This window comes from Bartonella queenslandensis (assembly GCF_018155095.1).
In the GTDB taxonomy this organism is placed as follows: Bacteria; Pseudomonadota; Alphaproteobacteria; order Rhizobiales; family Rhizobiaceae; genus Bartonella; species Bartonella queenslandensis_B.
The window spans coordinates 135,273-151,580 of record NZ_NAAI01000002.1 but is presented as its reverse complement, the minus strand read 5'-3'; the positions used below and the strand labels follow the sequence as shown (position 1 = coordinate 151,580).

16 protein-coding genes are annotated in these 16,308 nt (G+C 37.3%); 6 read left to right on the top strand and 10 right to left on the bottom strand.

Annotated elements, in window-relative coordinates:
- Positions 1–227 precede the first annotated feature (227 nt).
- Positions 228–746: a translation initiation factor IF-3 gene (gene infC, locus B5V81_RS01900; protein ID WP_212111648.1), complete on the bottom strand. Its 519-nt coding sequence runs from the start codon at positions 744–746 to the stop codon at positions 228–230.
- Positions 747–940: 194 nt separating this feature from the next.
- Between infC and B5V81_RS01895 the strand changes: the two genes are divergently transcribed.
- The 3 genes from B5V81_RS01895 (at position 941) to dapE (ending at position 3,893) form a co-directional block, all read left to right on the top strand.
- Positions 941–1,720 (top strand): alpha/beta hydrolase, encoded by a 780-nt coding sequence (locus tag B5V81_RS01895; RefSeq protein WP_212111646.1) that lies wholly within the window; start codon positions 941–943, stop codon positions 1,718–1,720.
- A gap of 32 nt (positions 1,721–1,752) precedes the next feature.
- On the top strand, positions 1,753–2,493 hold the full coding sequence (locus B5V81_RS01890; RefSeq protein ID WP_212111641.1) for a M48 family metallopeptidase: 741 nt from the start codon (positions 1,753–1,755) through the stop codon (positions 2,491–2,493).
- 227 nt (positions 2,494–2,720) lie between these two features.
- Positions 2,721–3,893 (top strand): succinyl-diaminopimelate desuccinylase, encoded by a 1,173-nt coding sequence (dapE, locus tag B5V81_RS01885; RefSeq protein WP_212111639.1) that lies wholly within the window; start codon positions 2,721–2,723, stop codon positions 3,891–3,893.
- Positions 3,894–4,615: 722 nt separating this feature from the next.
- Here dapE and hemW read toward each other — a convergent pair.
- Both hemW and rdgB read right to left on the bottom strand, forming a co-directional pair.
- A complete protein-coding gene (gene hemW, locus B5V81_RS01880) occupies positions 4,616–5,815 on the bottom strand; it encodes a radical SAM family heme chaperone HemW (protein ID WP_212111638.1) in 1,200 nt (399 codons plus the stop codon).
- Complete coding sequence (rdgB, locus tag B5V81_RS01875; RefSeq protein ID WP_212111637.1) at positions 5,812–6,459, bottom strand: RdgB/HAM1 family non-canonical purine NTP pyrophosphatase; 648 nt, start codon at positions 6,457–6,459, stop codon at positions 5,812–5,814. Before rdgB ends, hemW begins: the two co-directional genes overlap by 4 nt.
- A gap of 483 nt (positions 6,460–6,942) precedes the next feature.
- On the opposite strand from rdgB, the gene hrcA reads away from it, so the two are divergent.
- Positions 6,943–8,013, top strand: coding sequence for a heat-inducible transcriptional repressor HrcA (gene hrcA / locus B5V81_RS01870; protein ID WP_212111636.1), 1,071 nt, complete (start codon positions 6,943–6,945; stop codon positions 8,011–8,013).
- 125 nt (positions 8,014–8,138) lie between these two features.
- Positions 8,139–8,807: a nucleotide exchange factor GrpE gene (grpE, locus tag B5V81_RS01865; RefSeq protein WP_212111635.1), complete on the top strand. Its 669-nt coding sequence runs from the start codon at positions 8,139–8,141 to the stop codon at positions 8,805–8,807.
- A gap of 95 nt (positions 8,808–8,902) precedes the next feature.
- On the opposite strand, the gene thpR is transcribed toward grpE, so the two are convergent.
- The 6 genes from thpR to B5V81_RS01835 all read right to left on the bottom strand — a co-directional run bounded on the left by thpR (position 8,903) and on the right by B5V81_RS01835 (position 13,893).
- Positions 8,903–9,442, bottom strand: coding sequence for an RNA 2',3'-cyclic phosphodiesterase (gene thpR, locus B5V81_RS01860; RefSeq protein WP_212111634.1), 540 nt, complete (start codon positions 9,440–9,442; stop codon positions 8,903–8,905).
- Between the two features lie 571 nt (positions 9,443–10,013).
- On the bottom strand, positions 10,014–10,307 hold the full coding sequence (locus B5V81_RS01855) for an HPr family phosphocarrier protein (protein ID WP_212111633.1): 294 nt from the start codon (positions 10,305–10,307) through the stop codon (positions 10,014–10,016).
- 17 nt (positions 10,308–10,324) lie between these two features.
- Positions 10,325–10,723, bottom strand: a complete 399-nt coding sequence (locus B5V81_RS01850; RefSeq protein WP_039759375.1) for a PTS sugar transporter subunit IIA — start codon at positions 10,721–10,723, stop codon at positions 10,325–10,327.
- A 135-nt stretch (positions 10,724–10,858) separates the two neighbouring features.
- Entirely contained in the window at positions 10,859–11,323 is a 465-nt protein-coding gene (locus B5V81_RS01845; protein ID WP_212111631.1) for an HPr kinase/phosphatase C-terminal domain-containing protein, read from the bottom strand.
- A gap of 23 nt (positions 11,324–11,346) precedes the next feature.
- Positions 11,347–13,131 carry a sensor histidine kinase gene (locus B5V81_RS01840; protein WP_212111630.1) on the bottom strand — a complete coding sequence of 595 codons (1,785 nt, stop codon included), beginning with the start codon at positions 13,129–13,131 and terminating at the stop codon, positions 11,347–11,349.
- Positions 13,132–13,170: 39 nt separating this feature from the next.
- Positions 13,171–13,893 (bottom strand): response regulator transcription factor, encoded by a 723-nt coding sequence (locus B5V81_RS01835; protein ID WP_039759370.1) that lies wholly within the window; start codon positions 13,891–13,893, stop codon positions 13,171–13,173.
- Between the two features lie 387 nt (positions 13,894–14,280).
- On the opposite strand from B5V81_RS01835, the gene lysM reads away from it, so the two are divergent.
- Positions 14,281–14,736 (top strand): peptidoglycan-binding protein LysM, encoded by a 456-nt coding sequence (gene lysM / locus B5V81_RS01830; RefSeq protein WP_212111629.1) that lies wholly within the window; start codon positions 14,281–14,283, stop codon positions 14,734–14,736.
- Between the two features lie 114 nt (positions 14,737–14,850).
- On the opposite strand, the gene B5V81_RS01825 is transcribed toward lysM, so the two are convergent.
- A complete protein-coding gene (locus B5V81_RS01825; RefSeq protein ID WP_212111628.1) occupies positions 14,851–15,405 on the bottom strand; it encodes a copper chaperone PCu(A)C in 555 nt (184 codons plus the stop codon).
- Between the last annotated feature and the right edge of the window lie 903 nt (positions 15,406–16,308).

The window sequence follows — 16,308 nt, the reverse complement described above, 5'->3', positions numbered from 1 at the left end:
AATAAGAAGCTTGAAATGATAAGACCTTACGATATTTGCATTCTCTCTTTTAATATGCAAAATAACGCTTTTTTCTTACAAATTGAGAAAGCATTATTTAAACTCTTAAAAGGATCATATACAAATATAAAAATCTAAAAGCACCACAAAACTCACTGTGGCGCTTCTAAACGATACCCATCAGCTTATTTTGATGAGTTTCACACAGATATTATTCCAATGAAAAACTATTTAGGCGCTATCACCATCATTATTTGCCGCCCTTCAAGTTTTGGCTCCAATTCAATCTTGGCAATCTCACTTGTATCTTCTTTCACACGCTGAAGAAGCTTTAATCCAAGATCTTGGTGAGCCATCTCACGACCACGAAAACGTAAAGTAATCTTTACTTTATCACCATGATCAATGAAGCGATGAATAGCCCTGAGCTTGACTTCATAATCATGGACATCAACATTTGGGCGCATCTTAATCTCTTTGATTTCGATAACTTTTTGTTTTTTACGTGTTTCAGCAGCTTTTTTTTGAGTTTGATATTTTAATTTGCCCAAATCGATAATTTTACATACAGGTGGCTCTGCATTTGGTACAATTTCAACCAAATCAAGCCCCGCTTCTGCAGCCATAGCAAGAGCTTCTTGTATTGCAACAACTCCCTGATGTTGTCCCTCATCATTAATAAGCTGAACACGAGGCACCCGAATATCCTGATTTGAACGCGGTCCGTCTTTTTGGGTAGGTGTCATTTTAAACGGTTTACGAATGGTTTATGCTCCTTAATTTTGATTCAACTACAGTTAATTTAATATACAATTATGCACATAAAAACAACCATAATTCGTGTCTTTTGCATTATTTGATTTGTTACTTTTTTAAGAGATTTGGATTATAAAAGTTTTTCCCTTAATTTGAAGGAAATTGTTTTACGGAGGAAAGAATCATGAATCAAAATATTCCTTGCCAGTTTTTTTCATTTGAGGACACTGCTCTTGCAGTACGCCATCGCAAAGGGCGCCATTCTCCAGGTTTGGTTTGGCTTCATGGCTATCAATCCGATATGTTGGGAAGTAAGGCGATGTTGGTAGATCAGTTTGCTCAAAAGAATGATTTGTCTTGTTTACGTTTTGATTACTCTGGCCATGGGGAATCGGAAGGAGATTTTTTTCAAGGAACGATTTCACGTTGGGTGAGCGAAAGTTTAGCAACTTTTGAAACCTATTGTGAGGGACCGCAAATTTTAGTTGGCTCCTCTATGGGGGGGTGGATTGCACTCAAGCTTGCTATGATGCTAGCGCAGAGAAATAAGAAGCTTGCTGGTATGATATTAATTGCTCCAGCTCCTGATTTTACACAAACATTGGTGGAACCAGAATTAGGTCCAGAAGAATGGAAAATTTTGGAAGAAAAAGGCTATATTGAACGTCCTGCTGTTGGGGATGAAGAGCCGATGCCCTTTACAAGAAAATTGATTGAAGATGGACGCGAAAATTGTATCATGAAAGGATGCATTGATGTTGGCTGTCCACTTCATATTCTACAAGGGATGGAAGACGATAAGATACCCTATCAACATACATTGACTTTACTTGATCATTTACCTCTTCATGATGTAACATTAACACTCGTTCGTGATGCAGATCACCGTTTTTCTCGTCCACAAGATTTAGATTGTCTGGAAACAGCCTTGAGATCTTTAATTAATCAGATTAATGCAAAATAAGGGGGCCATTTATTGATGATGAAGATAAATATATGAGCATTTCTGAAAAGCATTTTATTTTTTCTGATCGCGCTATTCCTGTACGAATGCGGGAAAATAGGTATGCACGCCGTCTTACCTTACGTATTGATGCCAGGAGTCAGGAGATTTATGTCACAACACCACCAGCGATAAATCTCTATGTGGTTGAAAATTTTATTGAAAAACATCGGTCTTGGCTTGAGGCACGTCTTGCTCGTGTACAAATTTCTCATAAAAATGCTTATCTCAAAGAGGGGGCGACAATTCCCTTATTAGGTGTTTCTCATACCATAAAGCATAGAGAAGGACGTGGGGTAACAGAAATTGTTACAGCAGATGCGGAGCAAGGGCCTGAAATTATTGTTTATGGTCAATTAGAATATCTTCCAAGACGCATTGCTGACGTTTTAAAAAAACAAGCAGCACTTATTATAACGCCTTTAGTGGCACATTATGCTCATCAGGTAGAACGTAAAGTCAAATCCATTTGTTATAAAGATACGAGAAGTCGTTGGGGATCTTGTTCAATCGATAAGCGTCTTTCTTTTTCTTGGCGCCTTATTATGGCACCAAAAGAAGTTGTTGAGTATGTTGTTGCCCATGAAGTTTCTCATCTTGTTGAAATGAATCATGGTCCAAGATTTTGGGCTCTTTGTGAGAAACTTTGCCCTGATAGTAAAACATATCGTGCTTGGTTGAAAGAAAATGCTCAGAGACTGCATGCCATTAATTTTGATTCATATAAATTATAAGTGTAAAAAACTTGTAAATGAAAGCAATATTTAACGGAACTTTTTGTTGAGTATTTCGTTGTGTTTGTGCTTCGTCATGCATGATGAGGAAGCCATTGAAGCTCTCAGCACCATTGTCCTCCCCTGCTTGGTTTGCTGAGTGTCTTCAATGTTTTTGCTTTATTTTTTTTGTCATTCAGCGTAATAACCTTAAGTTCTGCTGATTTATAAAAAATGGGGAGTTTTTTATGCCTGTTCTTACAGATCCACTTCAACTATTGCAGGCACTTATTCGTTGTCCTTCTGTTACACCTCATGAAGCAGGGGCATTATCAACTTTGGAAAAATTTTTGAAAAAAATGGGATTTCACGTCGAGCGCCCTATTTTTACGGATAAAAATACAGATAATGTTGAAAATCTTTATGCAAAAATGGGAAGCGAAGGACCTCATCTTATGTTTGCGGGGCATACGGATGTCGTACCGCCAGGTGCATTGGAAGATTGGACTTATCCACCTTTTGAAGCTGTTATAGATCAAGGAAAATTATATGGGCGGGGTGCTGTTGATATGAAAGGTGGTATCGCTTGTTTTATTGCGGCTCTAGCGCGCGTTCTTGAGAAACGGTCCATTAAAGGAAGGGTAAGCCTTTTAATTACTGGGGATGAAGAGGGGCCTGCTATTAATGGTACGGTAAAACTTCTCAAATGGGCAGAAAAAAAAGGTGAAAAGTGGACTGCGGCTCTTGTGGGAGAACCAACAAGCGTAAAGAGAGTTGGTGATATTATTAAAATTGGACGCCGCGGATCGATTTCTGGTATCATCACCGTGAAAGGTCGTCAAGGTCATGTTGCTTTTCCAGAGCGGGCTGCCAATCCTTTGCCTTTGGCAAGTAAGCTGATTCAAGCATTGACACAAACTGTTTTAGATAAAGGGACAGAGAATTTTCAACCCAGTAATTTAGAGCTAACAACCATTGATACCGGTAATTTGGCGGCCAATGTTATTCCAGCGCAGACAACGGTTCGTTTTAATATACGCTACAATGATCTTTGGACAAAAGAAACATTGATGGGGGAAATTGAAAAGCGTCTTGCTTTGGTGCAAGAAAAAAATAATAGTGGTCAATATCCCTTTTATCAGCTTGAATGGATTCCAAGTTTAGGGGATGTTTTTTTGACCAAAAATGATAAGCTGATTCAAGTTTTATCCAATGCTATTAAAAGTGTAACAGGGAGTTTACCAGAATGTTCCACGTCTGGTGGAACTTCAGATGCGCGATTTATTAAGGATTATTGCCCCGTGGTTGAATTTGGCTTACCAGGGCAAACGATGCATATGGTCGATGAATGTGTCGCCCTTGATGCAGTAGAAACACTCACTGCTATTTACGAGCGTTTTATTGTTGATTTTTTTGTATAAAGAAAGAACTGTTTGGTTTAATAATATCTTTATCTTATTTTGCCACAAAATTCTTTTGTTGTCACAAAACATTGTCCATCTAAGGTGTGGTGATATAAGGCGAGACTTAATTGTATGAGGTGGTTTTAGAGTACGTGGGGAGCATTTTTAAGCTAGAATTTTTGCTTGTAAAGCCTTCAGTTCATTGAATCACATAAGTGGAAAATCCAGTGAAACCTATTTTAAGAAGTAGGATTGTTTACGGGATTGGATTGGGGTAAGGATACTTGTCCTTTAAGGTGTAGGGAAGAAATTAACGTGCAATTCATATATGAAAAATAACAAACATTAATATCACAATTGATGTGATGACAGATTAAAGCCATAGAGATACATAAAAATATACCGATTTTCTAAAAATTTTCTACAACGTAAATATGCTCATTTTCACTATATGTCTTAATATGGTTTCCATGCTCTTATAAAAAACAATAATTATTATATTGCCAGTCCCTAGTGTTGCGACAGCCCTTGGCACTTAAGACGTTTCATAAGAGCCATTTTTACTCCTTTCTTATGCAAATTTAATCCACACACTCATCCCACCTGTTATGTGCAATGAGTGGTTTTGATTGATTCAACATAAACAGATTTGAAATGAGAGAATCTTATGATATTTTGGTCACGTTTTTGCTATAAAAAATTATAATTATCATTAAAATAAATGTGTTATTGTAAAATCTTTAGTTTGCAAGTTGGCTGATAATATGATCCAGAACAATACGTCCTTTGGTTGTCGCTTTTAAGCGTTGGTTATTCACCATTTCTACCAATTCTTGGTGTTGTAAATCGATAAGTTTTTCCATTGGAATGCGTTTGGAGGTTAAGGTTTCGTAGCGTGTAAGCTCCAAACCTTCGCAAAGGCGTAATCCCATAATGAGCATTTCATTTGCCTGTTGCTCAGTGGTTAATCGTTCTGTTTCAATACAGCCATGACCTGTTTTTTCGACCAATTCAAGCCACTGTTCGGGATGCTTTTCATTAATTGTGACATAACGTTCCGAGTTTTCAAGGTGTGATAAAGATGTTTTTGAAAAAGCGGAAGAATAAATCGGTATGTTCTCAATAAAACGTCCGTGTGCTCCTGGACCAAAGCCCGCATATTGGTGATAACGCCAATAAAGGAGGTTGTGTGCTGATTCAGCACCAGGCATGGCATGGTTTGAGATTTCATAAGCAGGAAGTCCATACAAAGCTGTTATTTCTTGGGTAAGGTGATACAGGTCTGCTGCTTGCTCTGATGGGGGGAGGATAAGTCTTCCCGCATCATAAAGCCGTTTAAAGGCGGTTCCTTCTTCGATTGTCAATTGATAAAGAGACAGATGGTCTGCTGCCAAATCAATGGCTTGTATAAGTTCAGATTTCCATTGTTCAAGGGTTTGTTCGGGGCGAGCATAAATGAGATCAAAGGATAAACGTGGAAAAATTTGCCGAGCTAAATCAATGGCGTAAAGAGCTTGTTCCACATTATGGAGTCGGCCAAGTTTGCGCAATGCTTTATCATTGAGCGCTTGTATCCCAAGAGATAAGCGATTAACACCTGCCGCACGGTATCCGCGAAAACGTTCTGCTTCCACACTGGATGGATTCGCTTCCAATGTAATTTCAACTTTATCATCAAGTATCCACTTTCTTGCCAGTGCTTGCAAAAGGGCATCAACAGTTTGCGGTTCCATAAGAGAGGGGGTTCCCCCACCAATAAAAATACTCGTAATATGACGTGGGCCTATTTTATGGTATTGTGTTTCTATTTCGCGCTTAAAGGCGGTGACAAAACGTGGTTGATCAACACCATGGATGCGAACATGTGAATTAAAGTCACAATAGGGACATTTAGCTGCACAAAAGGGCCAATGAATATAAATGCCAAAAGGTTCATTCATGAGAATGCCAAAAGGTTTTCTGCCAAAAGTTTAAAAGCGCGTGCGCGATGTGAAAGAGGGGGAATGTCATTGTGTTTCCAGCTGTGTTTTTGCTCTGTTGACATTTCTCCAAAGGTATTTTCATATCCATCTGGTAAAAAAATAGGATCAAAGCCAAAGCCTTTATCTCCCCGTGGAGGCCAAACGAATGTTCCTTCAACGCATCCACGGAAATAGTCTGCGTGGTTATCAGGCCATGCAATACAAATGACGGATATAAAACGGCATGTTCGTTGGCTTTTTTCTCGTGCTCCGATTTTTTGGAGTTCATCTTCTATTTTTTGCATTGCTTTTGGAAAATTACGTGTACCATCGGCTTGAATTGCCCAATCAGCTGTATAAACGCCCGGCGCACCATTCAATGCATCTACCTCTAATCCTGAATCATCAGAGAGAGCAGGAAGTCCCGTCTTTTTTGCTGCTGCAAAAGCTTTAATATAAGCATTTTCTTCAAACGTTGTTCCTGTTTCTTTTGGTTCTGGCAAGCCAAGCTCTTTTGCTGATTGTATGATTAAATTGAAAGGCGCAACCAAAGTGGTGATTTCATGTAGTTTGCCGGTGTTATGTGTAGCAATAACAAGTTTTTTATCTGCTATGCTTCTCATATAGATTTCTCCAAAAATGAAAGGGGAACTATTTTAGTGCTAAAAGCCAGCTTAAATGCTTAATACACATCGTCTGCTTGATTTCACATGATATAATTATTTTACACGTTTTATGATATTTTATTCAAATAAAAATTTTTATATTTTTTGAAGATAACGATTAAAAAGATATGAGAGACGATTTTTTTATGAAAGCTTTTTTTATGGTAAAAATCCCATTTTCTCTTCACAGTGGTTTGTAAACAATCAAGCTTCTTTTGGGAAGCCTCTAAAGAAGACCAATTTCTGTTTTAAAGATCCAGTCAGCCTTTCTCATAAAAACACTTCATGCATAATTTATATGCCTTATATCATCACTCTAAAAGATGGTTTTTTATGGTTCAATAGTATAATATATTCTTATACTACTTTAGATTATTTGACCAAACCTTAGCAAAACTTATATAAGAGAAGAGTGTTTTTTTAAATAGTGAAACAATTTTTATGAAGCACAAAACGATTGATAATGAACTAAAATATCTTGATGAGCGTTCGCGTGATATTTTTCGCCATATTGTTGAAGCCTATCTTAATGATGGTGAGCCTGTAGGGTCACGCAATCTTTCGCGACTTTTGCAACAGACATTATCACCTGCGACGATTCGCAATGTGATGAGTGATCTTGAACATCTGGGTTTGATTTATGCACCGCATGTTTCAGCAGGGAGAATGCCAACTCAATCGGGTTTACGCTTTTTTGTTGATGCATTTATGGAAGCAGGTGATTTGCCAAACGAGGAGCGAGAAAATATTGAAATGCAAGTCAAAGAGGCAGGTCACGCACAATCGGTTGAACATTTTCTTGTTCAAGCAAGCCGAGTTCTTTCAGATCTCTCCCGTGGGGCAGGGCTTGTTCTGGCAACAAAACAAGAAGGGACATTGAAACATATTGAATTTGTACGCCTTGATAGAGAGCATGCTCTTGCCGTTTTGGTGACTCAACAAGGTGAGGTTGAAAATCGTATTGTTCATTTGCCAGAAGGGGTTACCCATGCGCAATTGACAGAAGCGACGAATTTTCTCAATGCCCATATTCAAGGGCGTACATTGAGTGAAGCTAAAGGAGAAATTGCTTGTTTGTGCGCAGAAACACGGGCTGCACTTGATGATTTATCACATCATCTTGTTGAAACGGGATTAGCTCTTTGGGGAGGAGAAGATGCTGACCATAAAATACATCTTATTGTTCGTGGACGCAGTAATTTGCTTGAAGATGTGAAAGCAGAAGAAGATTTAGAACGTTTACGCCATTTGTTTGACGATCTTGAAACGCGTGAGAGTATGGCACAGCTTCTCGATTTAACGGATGAAGGTTCAGGGGTTCGAATTTTTATTGGTTCAGAAAATAAGTTATTTTCACTTTCTGGTTCTTCTTTAGTCGTCGCACCTTATCGTGATTCACAACAAAGAGTCATTGGTGCTTTAGGTGTTATTGGTCCTACACGGCTTAATTATGCAAGGATTGTGCCTATGGTTGATTATACAGCTCAACTTGTATCACAGTTATTGCGTTAAAACGATGTAGGTAAGTATTTGTACTATAAAAGCTCATTGTATTAATATACATCAGTACCTCTTGATTTTTGTCTGTAAAATTTCGATATCGAGAATAATAAATCTTATGAAGGAATAAAATTTTTATGTCTGATGAAAAAAACAAATTTACTGACGCTTCATTTGAAAATTGCGATTTAAAAAATCCAGCTGATCGTAATACACTTAAACAAGCAGCTGATGAATTTTTAAAAACACATAAAACAGAAGCATACGAAGATGTTGAAGAAGAAAGTAAAGAGGTTGATCCTTTAGCGTCTTTGCAGGATGAAAATAAAGAGCTGAAAGATCAGCTTTTACGTCTTGCTGCAGATATGGAAAATCTTCGACGTCGTACGGCGCGTGATGTAGCGGATGCAAGGACTTATTCGATTGCTAATTTTGCACGGGATATGTTATCTGTCTCTGATAATCTCAATCGTGCTTTGGAAGCGATTCCAGAAGGTGCACGAGAGAGTGATGCTGGTTTGAAATCATTGGCAGAAGGTGTTGAAATGACTGAACGCGCCATGATGGCAGCATTAGAACGTCATGGGGTGCAGAAAATTCATCCAGAGGGGCAAAAATTTGATCCTCATTTTCATCAAGCGATGTTTGAAATTCCTAATACCGATGTTCCCGATAACACTGTTCAACAAGTTGTTCAGGCCGGTTATATTATCGGGGAAAGGGTTCTACGTCCAGCTATAGTGGGTGTGGCTAAAGGAGGAACAAAAGAAGCTTCTGTTGAAACTGATAAGGCTTCACATCAATAACAAACCTCCAACGTAAAATGCAGCATTCCCTGCAATTGCGCATGTATGGGATCTTTCTCAATCAAAGGGCTTTAAAGGGTGTTATAAACACCCTTTTACCTTTGAAGTGGCCAACTTCCTTTTACAATATATGGTGCATCACTTAAGGGAGATGGTGATAAAAATAAAACAAAATGATCAACCTCAAAAGGGGGAAATGAAAAGCTACCCCGAGAAGACAGATAAGGAGGAAGGTCTTCGGGTTTAATATCAAGCAGTCGCGCAACAGTAATATGTGGAATAAATTCTCTTTCATCAGGCGCTAGCCCTAATTTATTTCGGATATATTGCATCTTTTCGTGTAAAAGATTGAGAGTTTCGCAAGGTTTAATGCGAATAACAAGAGAATGTGGAGCGTTTTCTGAACCAAAAATATCAAAACCCTCTATTTGTAACATAAAAGGAGGGAGCTTTATTGTGTCAAAGGCGGATATAAGTGCATCTGCTGTAGCACTTTCAATTTCACCAAAAAAAGACAAAGTGACGTGAAAGTTTTTCGGATTAATCCACTGCGCATTTGGTAAGCCATTTTGCAATGATACAAGTTGTTGTGTTGTTTGTTGAGGAATTTGAAGGGCACTAAATAGACGAGACATGATATTATATCCTTATAATGAAAAGATGTTCTCTCAAGTACAGTGGCCGATAAATTAAAAATGAAAAATGCCACAGAAGATAAGACAATAGTATAGAAAAAGAATGTCTAAAAAATGCTTACCATAATTATGGGTATAAAAAGCTTATTTGTTTTAAGAAAAATGTTATGATATCAGTGAAAATTGCGTTTTCATGATATGCATCAATGATGGACAATTGGAAATTATTTGTGCGTTATGCAAGGATGCGCATTTAGCAGAAAATAAGGAAAGTTGATTGATTTCTGATGTGTGAAATTATCTTGATATTTTTCTTTCGCTTAAAAGCAAATATATTCAATGAAAGTAAGCATTCTCTTTTCTGTAAAGATGTAAATCATATGATTATCGTTGGGTAACAGCCGTAATACGCAACAACGGCTAAAATTGACCACCAATTTATAATAATTACGCCAATCTACAGTGGATATAAGTTTCAGCATAAAAACGGGAAAAGCAATCAAAATTCAAGATCATGATGGACAGTTCTTGTTCTCTAAGGACCATCATCCTTGTTTATGGTGAAAAGGTACTAGCTTTCCTCTCCAAAATTGTTATTGATGAGTTTTTCAAGAGCATTAAGAGCATCTGTTGCTTCTGGTCCTGAAACACGAATGGTGAGGTTGCATCCAGATGAAGCTGCTAGCATCATAAGTCCCATAATTGATGATCCACCAACGATTTTTCCATCTTTTTCAACTTCAACAGTGGCGTTAAAATTGTCAACAGTTTGTACAAATTTTGCAGAAGCCCTTGCATGCAATCCACGTTTATTACAGATATTGAAATGACGGCTTATGCAGGGGAGGGTCTCTTTAGAAAGCATCAATATTTTATCATCCACTATGAAATCATACTTGGTACATTAATATATTTACGCCCTGCTTCTTGTGCTATTCTTAACGCATCTGATAATGAGATATCAGGACATTTGCGAATAGAAATCAGTTTAATAAGCATGGGCAAATTAACCCCCGCAATCATTTCAACGCGTCCTTTTTCAATAGCAGGAATAGCTATATTTGATGGTGTTCCACCGAACACATCTGTTAATATGATGACGCCATTATCTGTATTTGTATCGGTTACTGCGGCTATAATATCACCTCGGCGCTGATCTATATCGTCATCGGGATAAACGCATATTGTTGCAAACTTTTCTTGTGTTCCAACAACATGTTCCACGGCATGTAAAAATTCAACAGCCAGCTCACCGTGCGTTACAAGCACGAGTCCAATCATTTACGCAAACTCCTGTTAACTAATAAGATCCGACCATATTGGTGGGAAGTATATTTTACAAAGCTTTATCTTGCTGCCAAGAAAAATTTGCAAAAAAAAGGCAAAAATTGTGATTTTTTTATCTTTGGAAAAAAATTAGATAGATTTTCGCCATATTTTTCTAAATAAAAATGCTTCAATAGCTTGACAAATGGCGGTACAATCGGCTTCACGAAGAGAGGGAAGTTTTAAAAGGGGAATATGCAAATCTTCAAATTGAAAAGTTTTATTTGTGGAAAAACGTTCATATTGGGGCCCGAGAGAAACAATACAATCGATAATTGTATGATTTTGGAATTCTATCATATAAAGACCAACACCACGAATCTCGATACCGCCCTGTAAGTTATCAGGTGTGTATCCGTGAAGTTTTCCATTTTCCACACGCAGCACTGTATAATCATCACTGATAAGTTTTGCTTCACGTTTTGACCATTCAGCGCGGTCGAGCAAAGAAAGAGTGAGGGTTGATTTCCCTGATCCCGATGGCCCCATAATTAATAGCCCTTTTCCACCCAGTTGAAGGCAATTTGCGTGGAGCAGTTCACATTTTGTTTTCATACCTTTTACTTCGAATAAAAGATTTATTTTACGAGAGGAAGCATAATAATAAAACGCGCACCAGTTTTACATTTTCCAAGTGCTGGATCAATAATATTTTCGGCTGTAATTGTCCCATTATGGGCCTCGATGATTTGCCGACTAATAGACAGACCAAGTCCAGAGTTTTGTCCAAAAGCATCTTCATTTGGTCGATCTGTATAAAAACGTTCAAAAATGCGTTCAATGTTTTCTGAACGAATACCGGGGCCATTGTCTTCAATGGTTAAAATAAGGGTTGAAGAATGACTTTTCATAGTAATGGAAATTTTGCCATGATTACGGGGAATAAAGGAGCGTGCATTTTCAAGAAGATTTGAAATGACTTGCCCTAAACGGAGTTCGTGTCCCAACACAAGATAAGCTTTTCCATGAGGGCGTGGAACAATATTAAGACTTACATCGATGGTTTGCGCATTGCGGTATACTTCCTGAACGGCATGAACAAGACTTTCCAAAAGCGGTTTCATATCAACGATCTCCGCGGTTTCTCGTGCAAGCTCTGCATCGAGTCGCGATGCATCAGAAATATCTGTAATCAATCGATCAAGACGGCGCACATCATGTTGAATAATTTCAAGCAATTTTTCTTGTGCTTCTTCATTTTTAGCTAGGGGGAGGGTTTCAACAGCACTGCGTAGAGACGTGAGGGGATTTTTTAATTCGTGGCTTACATCAGCAGCAAAGCGTTCAATGGCTTCAATACGCATGTAAAGAGCATTGGTCATGTCACGAATAGAAGTTGATAGGTGACCAATTTCATCTTCACGCATTGAAAAATCAGGGATTTCTACACGCTGATTATTGCCATTACGCACTCGGTTAGCAGAGGCAGATAATTTGCTTAAGGGATGGGCAATCGTATGGGCTAAAAAGAGCGAAAGAACCAAAAGGACACTGCCTACAACAGCAAAGACTTTAAATATAACCAGTCTTTCAGCTTTTACAATGTTATCGATATCGGAGCCGGTGGTTGAAAGAAGAAGGGCACCAACCACTGCACGATAGCGTTGAACAGGAACGGCAACAGAAACAATGAGTTGACCTTGTCTGTTGCGTCTTTTGGCTGTAGCAAGAGATCCATTTAATGCTCGGTACACTTCTGGATAAGCAATACCACGGCTTTTCATTTGTTCTCTATCAAGCGCAATACCTTTGCCATAAAATGTGTTTGAATACCATGAAGTCAGACGATCCCATATATTTTGTTCTGTTTTAAGTGGGGGTAAATCATAGCTAAAAACTTCTCCACTAGAATAAAGAACCCGCGAATCAAGAAGTAAAGTAGCATCACGATCATAAATACGTGCTCTTGTCGTTTTAGGTGTGATGAGACGTCGTAAAAGAGGGGCAACTTGTTCAGGGTTAATGGGAAAATCCCAAGAGTCGGTTGATTGGGGGGCAGGTGTAACGCTTTCACCAGTCTGTAACTCTAGGAGTTTTTGGGGGTCAATAAGGATAGAATTTGTATCGACAGTTGCAGAAGCAGCAATAGCCCCAGCAATAATTTTTCCTTGGGTACATAAACTTTTAATTTTTGCTTCAATTAAACCGTCGCGAAATTGGTTAAGGTATAAAATGCCTGTAACGAGAACGGCAAGGGCAGCAATGTTTAATATAACAATGCGGCGTGTGAGACTGGAAAAAAGCAATTGTCTAAAGAGACGTTGTGTTCGAAGATACAAACGAGAAAACATAAGAAATGGCGTTGAGGATATACCGTTAGGAGCTATTTTTTTTAGAGTTTCCAGTTGAGAATTGTCAGTCATCGATTTGATTGCCGTTCAAATTTTTGTGACAAAGCAGTCTTATACCTCGTGAAAACGATACCCTACACCATAAAGTGTTTCGATCATTGCAAAGTCATCATCTACTTGTTTAAATTTTTTACGCAGACGTTTAATGTGACTATCAATGGTACGATCATCCACATAGACCTGATCACTATAGGCCGCATCCATCAAAGCATCACGACTTTTTACAACTCCTGGTCTTTGTGCTAAAGTTTGCAGAATCAAAAACTCCGTAACAGTCAAAATAACAGGTTTATCTTTCCATGTACAGGTGTGACGTTCTTGATCCATCACAAGATCTCCACGTTTGAGAGAAGAAGTGGAAGCAGTTCCTGTAGAAAGCGGTTGGTTACGTGCATTGGAACGGCGCAAAATAGCTTTCACACGCTCAATGAGAAGGCGTTGGGAGAAAGGTTTAGTAATAAAATCATCAGCTCCCATTTTGAGACCGAATAATTCATCAATTTCATCATCTTTAGAGGTGAGAAAAATAACTGGAAGATCAGATTTTTGACGTAAACGACGCAAGAGCTCCATTCCATCCATTCGTGGCATTTTAATATCAAAAATAGCTAAGTGTGGGGGGTGAAGTGTGAGACCTTTGAGTGCAGATGCTCCATCTGTATAGCTTTCAACCCGATATCCTTCTGTCTCAAGCGCAAAAGATAGAGATGTCAAAATATTGCGATCATCATCAACAAGTACAATCGTTTGCGTGATTGTTGGTGTATCTTTCATGGTTTCTTAGACCTTTCTATTGCTGTGGTAGCAAATTACCCACACCTATTTATATGGGAGTTCACATTTTTTTTGCAAAACAAATATGATACAAATTGTAGCAAAGTAAAAACCCTTTTATCATTCCTGTAAAATCTTGTTTTGCTTTCATAATTTATAATGTTTCTACGTCTATTAAGATCCCTTCGTTTGAGAGAAAATTTGCATAAAAGCTTTTTTTATCAAAATTTATTGCATAGTTTATTCTTATCTTTGTCCTAAAATTGAACAGGTTTCGTTTTGATTGTTGAAGTTTAGAAAATCTACCTATGTGTTTTAAGAGCAAAGACGAGAATGTGGCAACATATGCACAAAAATTTGTTTCTGCTATATGATAAGGAGGTCATCGTGGGATTTTTTAATTTTATTAAAACTGTGGGGGAAAAATTAGGTATGGGGGACCATGAACCAAAAGAAAAAGACTTTAAGGCTGCATTTGATCGTTTTCAACTCGGTACAGAAAAAGTCAATATTCAAGTTGAAGACGGTAAAGCGATTTTAAGCGGGGAGGTTCCAGATAGGGAAACACTTGAAAAAGCACTTTTGGTTGTTGGCAATTCACAAGGTATCTCTTCTGTGGATGTTGAGCAATTAAAGGTTATAGATACGGCGCCTAGAAAAAATTCTCGTTTTTATGAGGTTAAATCTGGTGATAATCTTTGGAAAATTGCTGAAGAGGTTTATGGAAAAGGGCAAGGTGATAAAAACACATTTATTTTTGAAGCCAATAAACCCATGCTAAAATCTCCTGATAAAATTTATCCTGGACAAGTTTTGCGTATCCCTGAAATTGACCATATTTAACGCATCAAAGAGGATAATTTTTTGCTTATTTTATGATATTAAACAAAAATAAGAAGCGTAAAAAATTTCACGCTTCTTCATTTTATAAAATGTGTGTTTATAATAAAAAAAGGCTTAGTGGGCAGGAGTGGAATTAGGGGGTAAGGCTGTTTTCGTAGCGTTTACAGAGAAATCAACATCAATGGTTCCTGCGTTTTCAAATGTCAATTTTGCGCTAATTTTATCACCTAGCTTGAATGGTTGTGAAAGCCCCATAAACATAATATGATTACCACCTGGTTTAAGTGTGATTTCGCCATTTCCCGGAATTTCAATGCCATTATGCATTTTTTCCATTTTCATAATATCATTGACAACAGCCATAGTGTGCATTTCTGTTGTTTTTACACCGTTTGTGGAAATAAAAACTAAACGGTCTGGGGTATTACTGTGATTAATAATATAGAAATAACCGCTACTAACTTTTGCACCTTTAGGTGTCTCGCGTGCCCAAGGATTGAGAATTTCTATGTCACCAAGTTTATATTGCTGGGCACTTGCTGGTAGTGTTATGCCAGCAAAGAGAAGAGTACATACGATACCTGCGATAACCTTTTTGTATGAATATTGTGCATGTATTGTATTTTTAAAAATGAGATTTGTTATTTTCTTGATAATAGATATCATCATTGATTCACCCTCCTTCATAAGATTCACACTTTGAATATTTTTTCATTTTAGCAGATTTTTTATTTAAAATAAAAGCAAAGAATTGCTAAAATAAAATCAATTTAAATATGAAAATAAAAATTATAGAGTTCTTAGACCTTAAAGGAAAAAATAAGTTTTACAAAAGCAAAGCGTCTCACAACGTTATTTGTAAATGGTAAAAATTTTATGGTGCATCACTATTTTACTGAATAAAGATAAAATACATAAAGCTCATACACTTGACCAACTCTTAGTATTACGACAATTATTGATGCTTTAAAATGTTTATACAAAGGCATTTTATATATTTTCAAATTTCAGAAGAATACAGTTAAGAAAAAGCTTTTTCGGTGAATTTAAAGCACAACTTTTAAATAGCAATGAATCATGAGGATACTAGAAGAAGCACTTTTGAGAGGAGATTGATAGGTGATATAATTATCAATATGAGCATATGGAAAGGCCCTCTTTAATACTATAAAGAAAGCTCATAAAAATAGTTTTATAAGATGCGGATATTTTAGTCTGAGGAAGTTTTGTAATATTTTATAATATTTGTGATATAAGTTATTCGCCTTTAAGAGATATTTAAAAAAGCTTTTATGTCAGTATTTCTTAATAAGTGATAAGAGATCAAGAACGCGTGTACAATTGCTTTTTTCATTTTTATAGACAGATATGGTTGTTGAGAATTGCGAGAAAAATAGAGTATGATCTCAAGTCTTTCATAAATATGGTATTTATGGGTTATTAGAGTGCCTCTTTTAAAAGAAATTTTTTATTTTGGAGATGTTTCTCTCATTATTCTCTTGTAGCAATAAAATCCTGTTCTTATATACGAGACAGCGAGGCTTGTTGCGACTTGCGGTTTATGATTATTTT

Coding starts and splice junctions, on each gene's coding strand:
- infC (WP_212111648.1), bottom strand. CDS start 746: ATGACACCTACCCAAAAAGACGGACCGCGTTCAAATCAGGATATTCGG.
- B5V81_RS01895 (WP_212111646.1), top strand. CDS start 941: ATGAATCAAAATATTCCTTGCCAGTTTTTTTCATTTGAGGACACTGCT.
- B5V81_RS01890 (WP_212111641.1), top strand. CDS start 1,753: ATGAGCATTTCTGAAAAGCATTTTATTTTTTCTGATCGCGCTATTCCT.
- dapE (WP_212111639.1), top strand. CDS start 2,721: ATGCCTGTTCTTACAGATCCACTTCAACTATTGCAGGCACTTATTCGT.
- hemW (WP_212111638.1), bottom strand. CDS start 5,815: ATGAATGAACCTTTTGGCATTTATATTCATTGGCCCTTTTGTGCAGCT.
- rdgB (WP_212111637.1), bottom strand. CDS start 6,459: ATGAGAAGCATAGCAGATAAAAAACTTGTTATTGCTACACATAACACC.
- hrcA (WP_212111636.1), top strand. CDS start 6,943: ATGAAGCACAAAACGATTGATAATGAACTAAAATATCTTGATGAGCGT.
- grpE (WP_212111635.1), top strand. CDS start 8,139: ATGTCTGATGAAAAAAACAAATTTACTGACGCTTCATTTGAAAATTGC.
- thpR (WP_212111634.1), bottom strand. CDS start 9,442: ATGTCTCGTCTATTTAGTGCCCTTCAAATTCCTCAACAAACAACACAA.
- B5V81_RS01855 (WP_212111633.1), bottom strand. CDS start 10,307: ATGCTTTCTAAAGAGACCCTCCCCTGCATAAGCCGTCATTTCAATATC.
- B5V81_RS01850 (WP_039759375.1), bottom strand. CDS start 10,723: ATGATTGGACTCGTGCTTGTAACGCACGGTGAGCTGGCTGTTGAATTT.
- B5V81_RS01845 (WP_212111631.1), bottom strand. CDS start 11,323: ATGAAAACAAAATGTGAACTGCTCCACGCAAATTGCCTTCAACTGGGT.
- B5V81_RS01840 (WP_212111630.1), bottom strand. CDS start 13,131: ATGACTGACAATTCTCAACTGGAAACTCTAAAAAAAATAGCTCCTAAC.
- B5V81_RS01835 (WP_039759370.1), bottom strand. CDS start 13,893: ATGAAAGATACACCAACAATCACGCAAACGATTGTACTTGTTGATGAT.
- B5V81_RS01825 (WP_212111628.1), bottom strand. CDS start 15,405: ATGATGATATCTATTATCAAGAAAATAACAAATCTCATTTTTAAAAAT.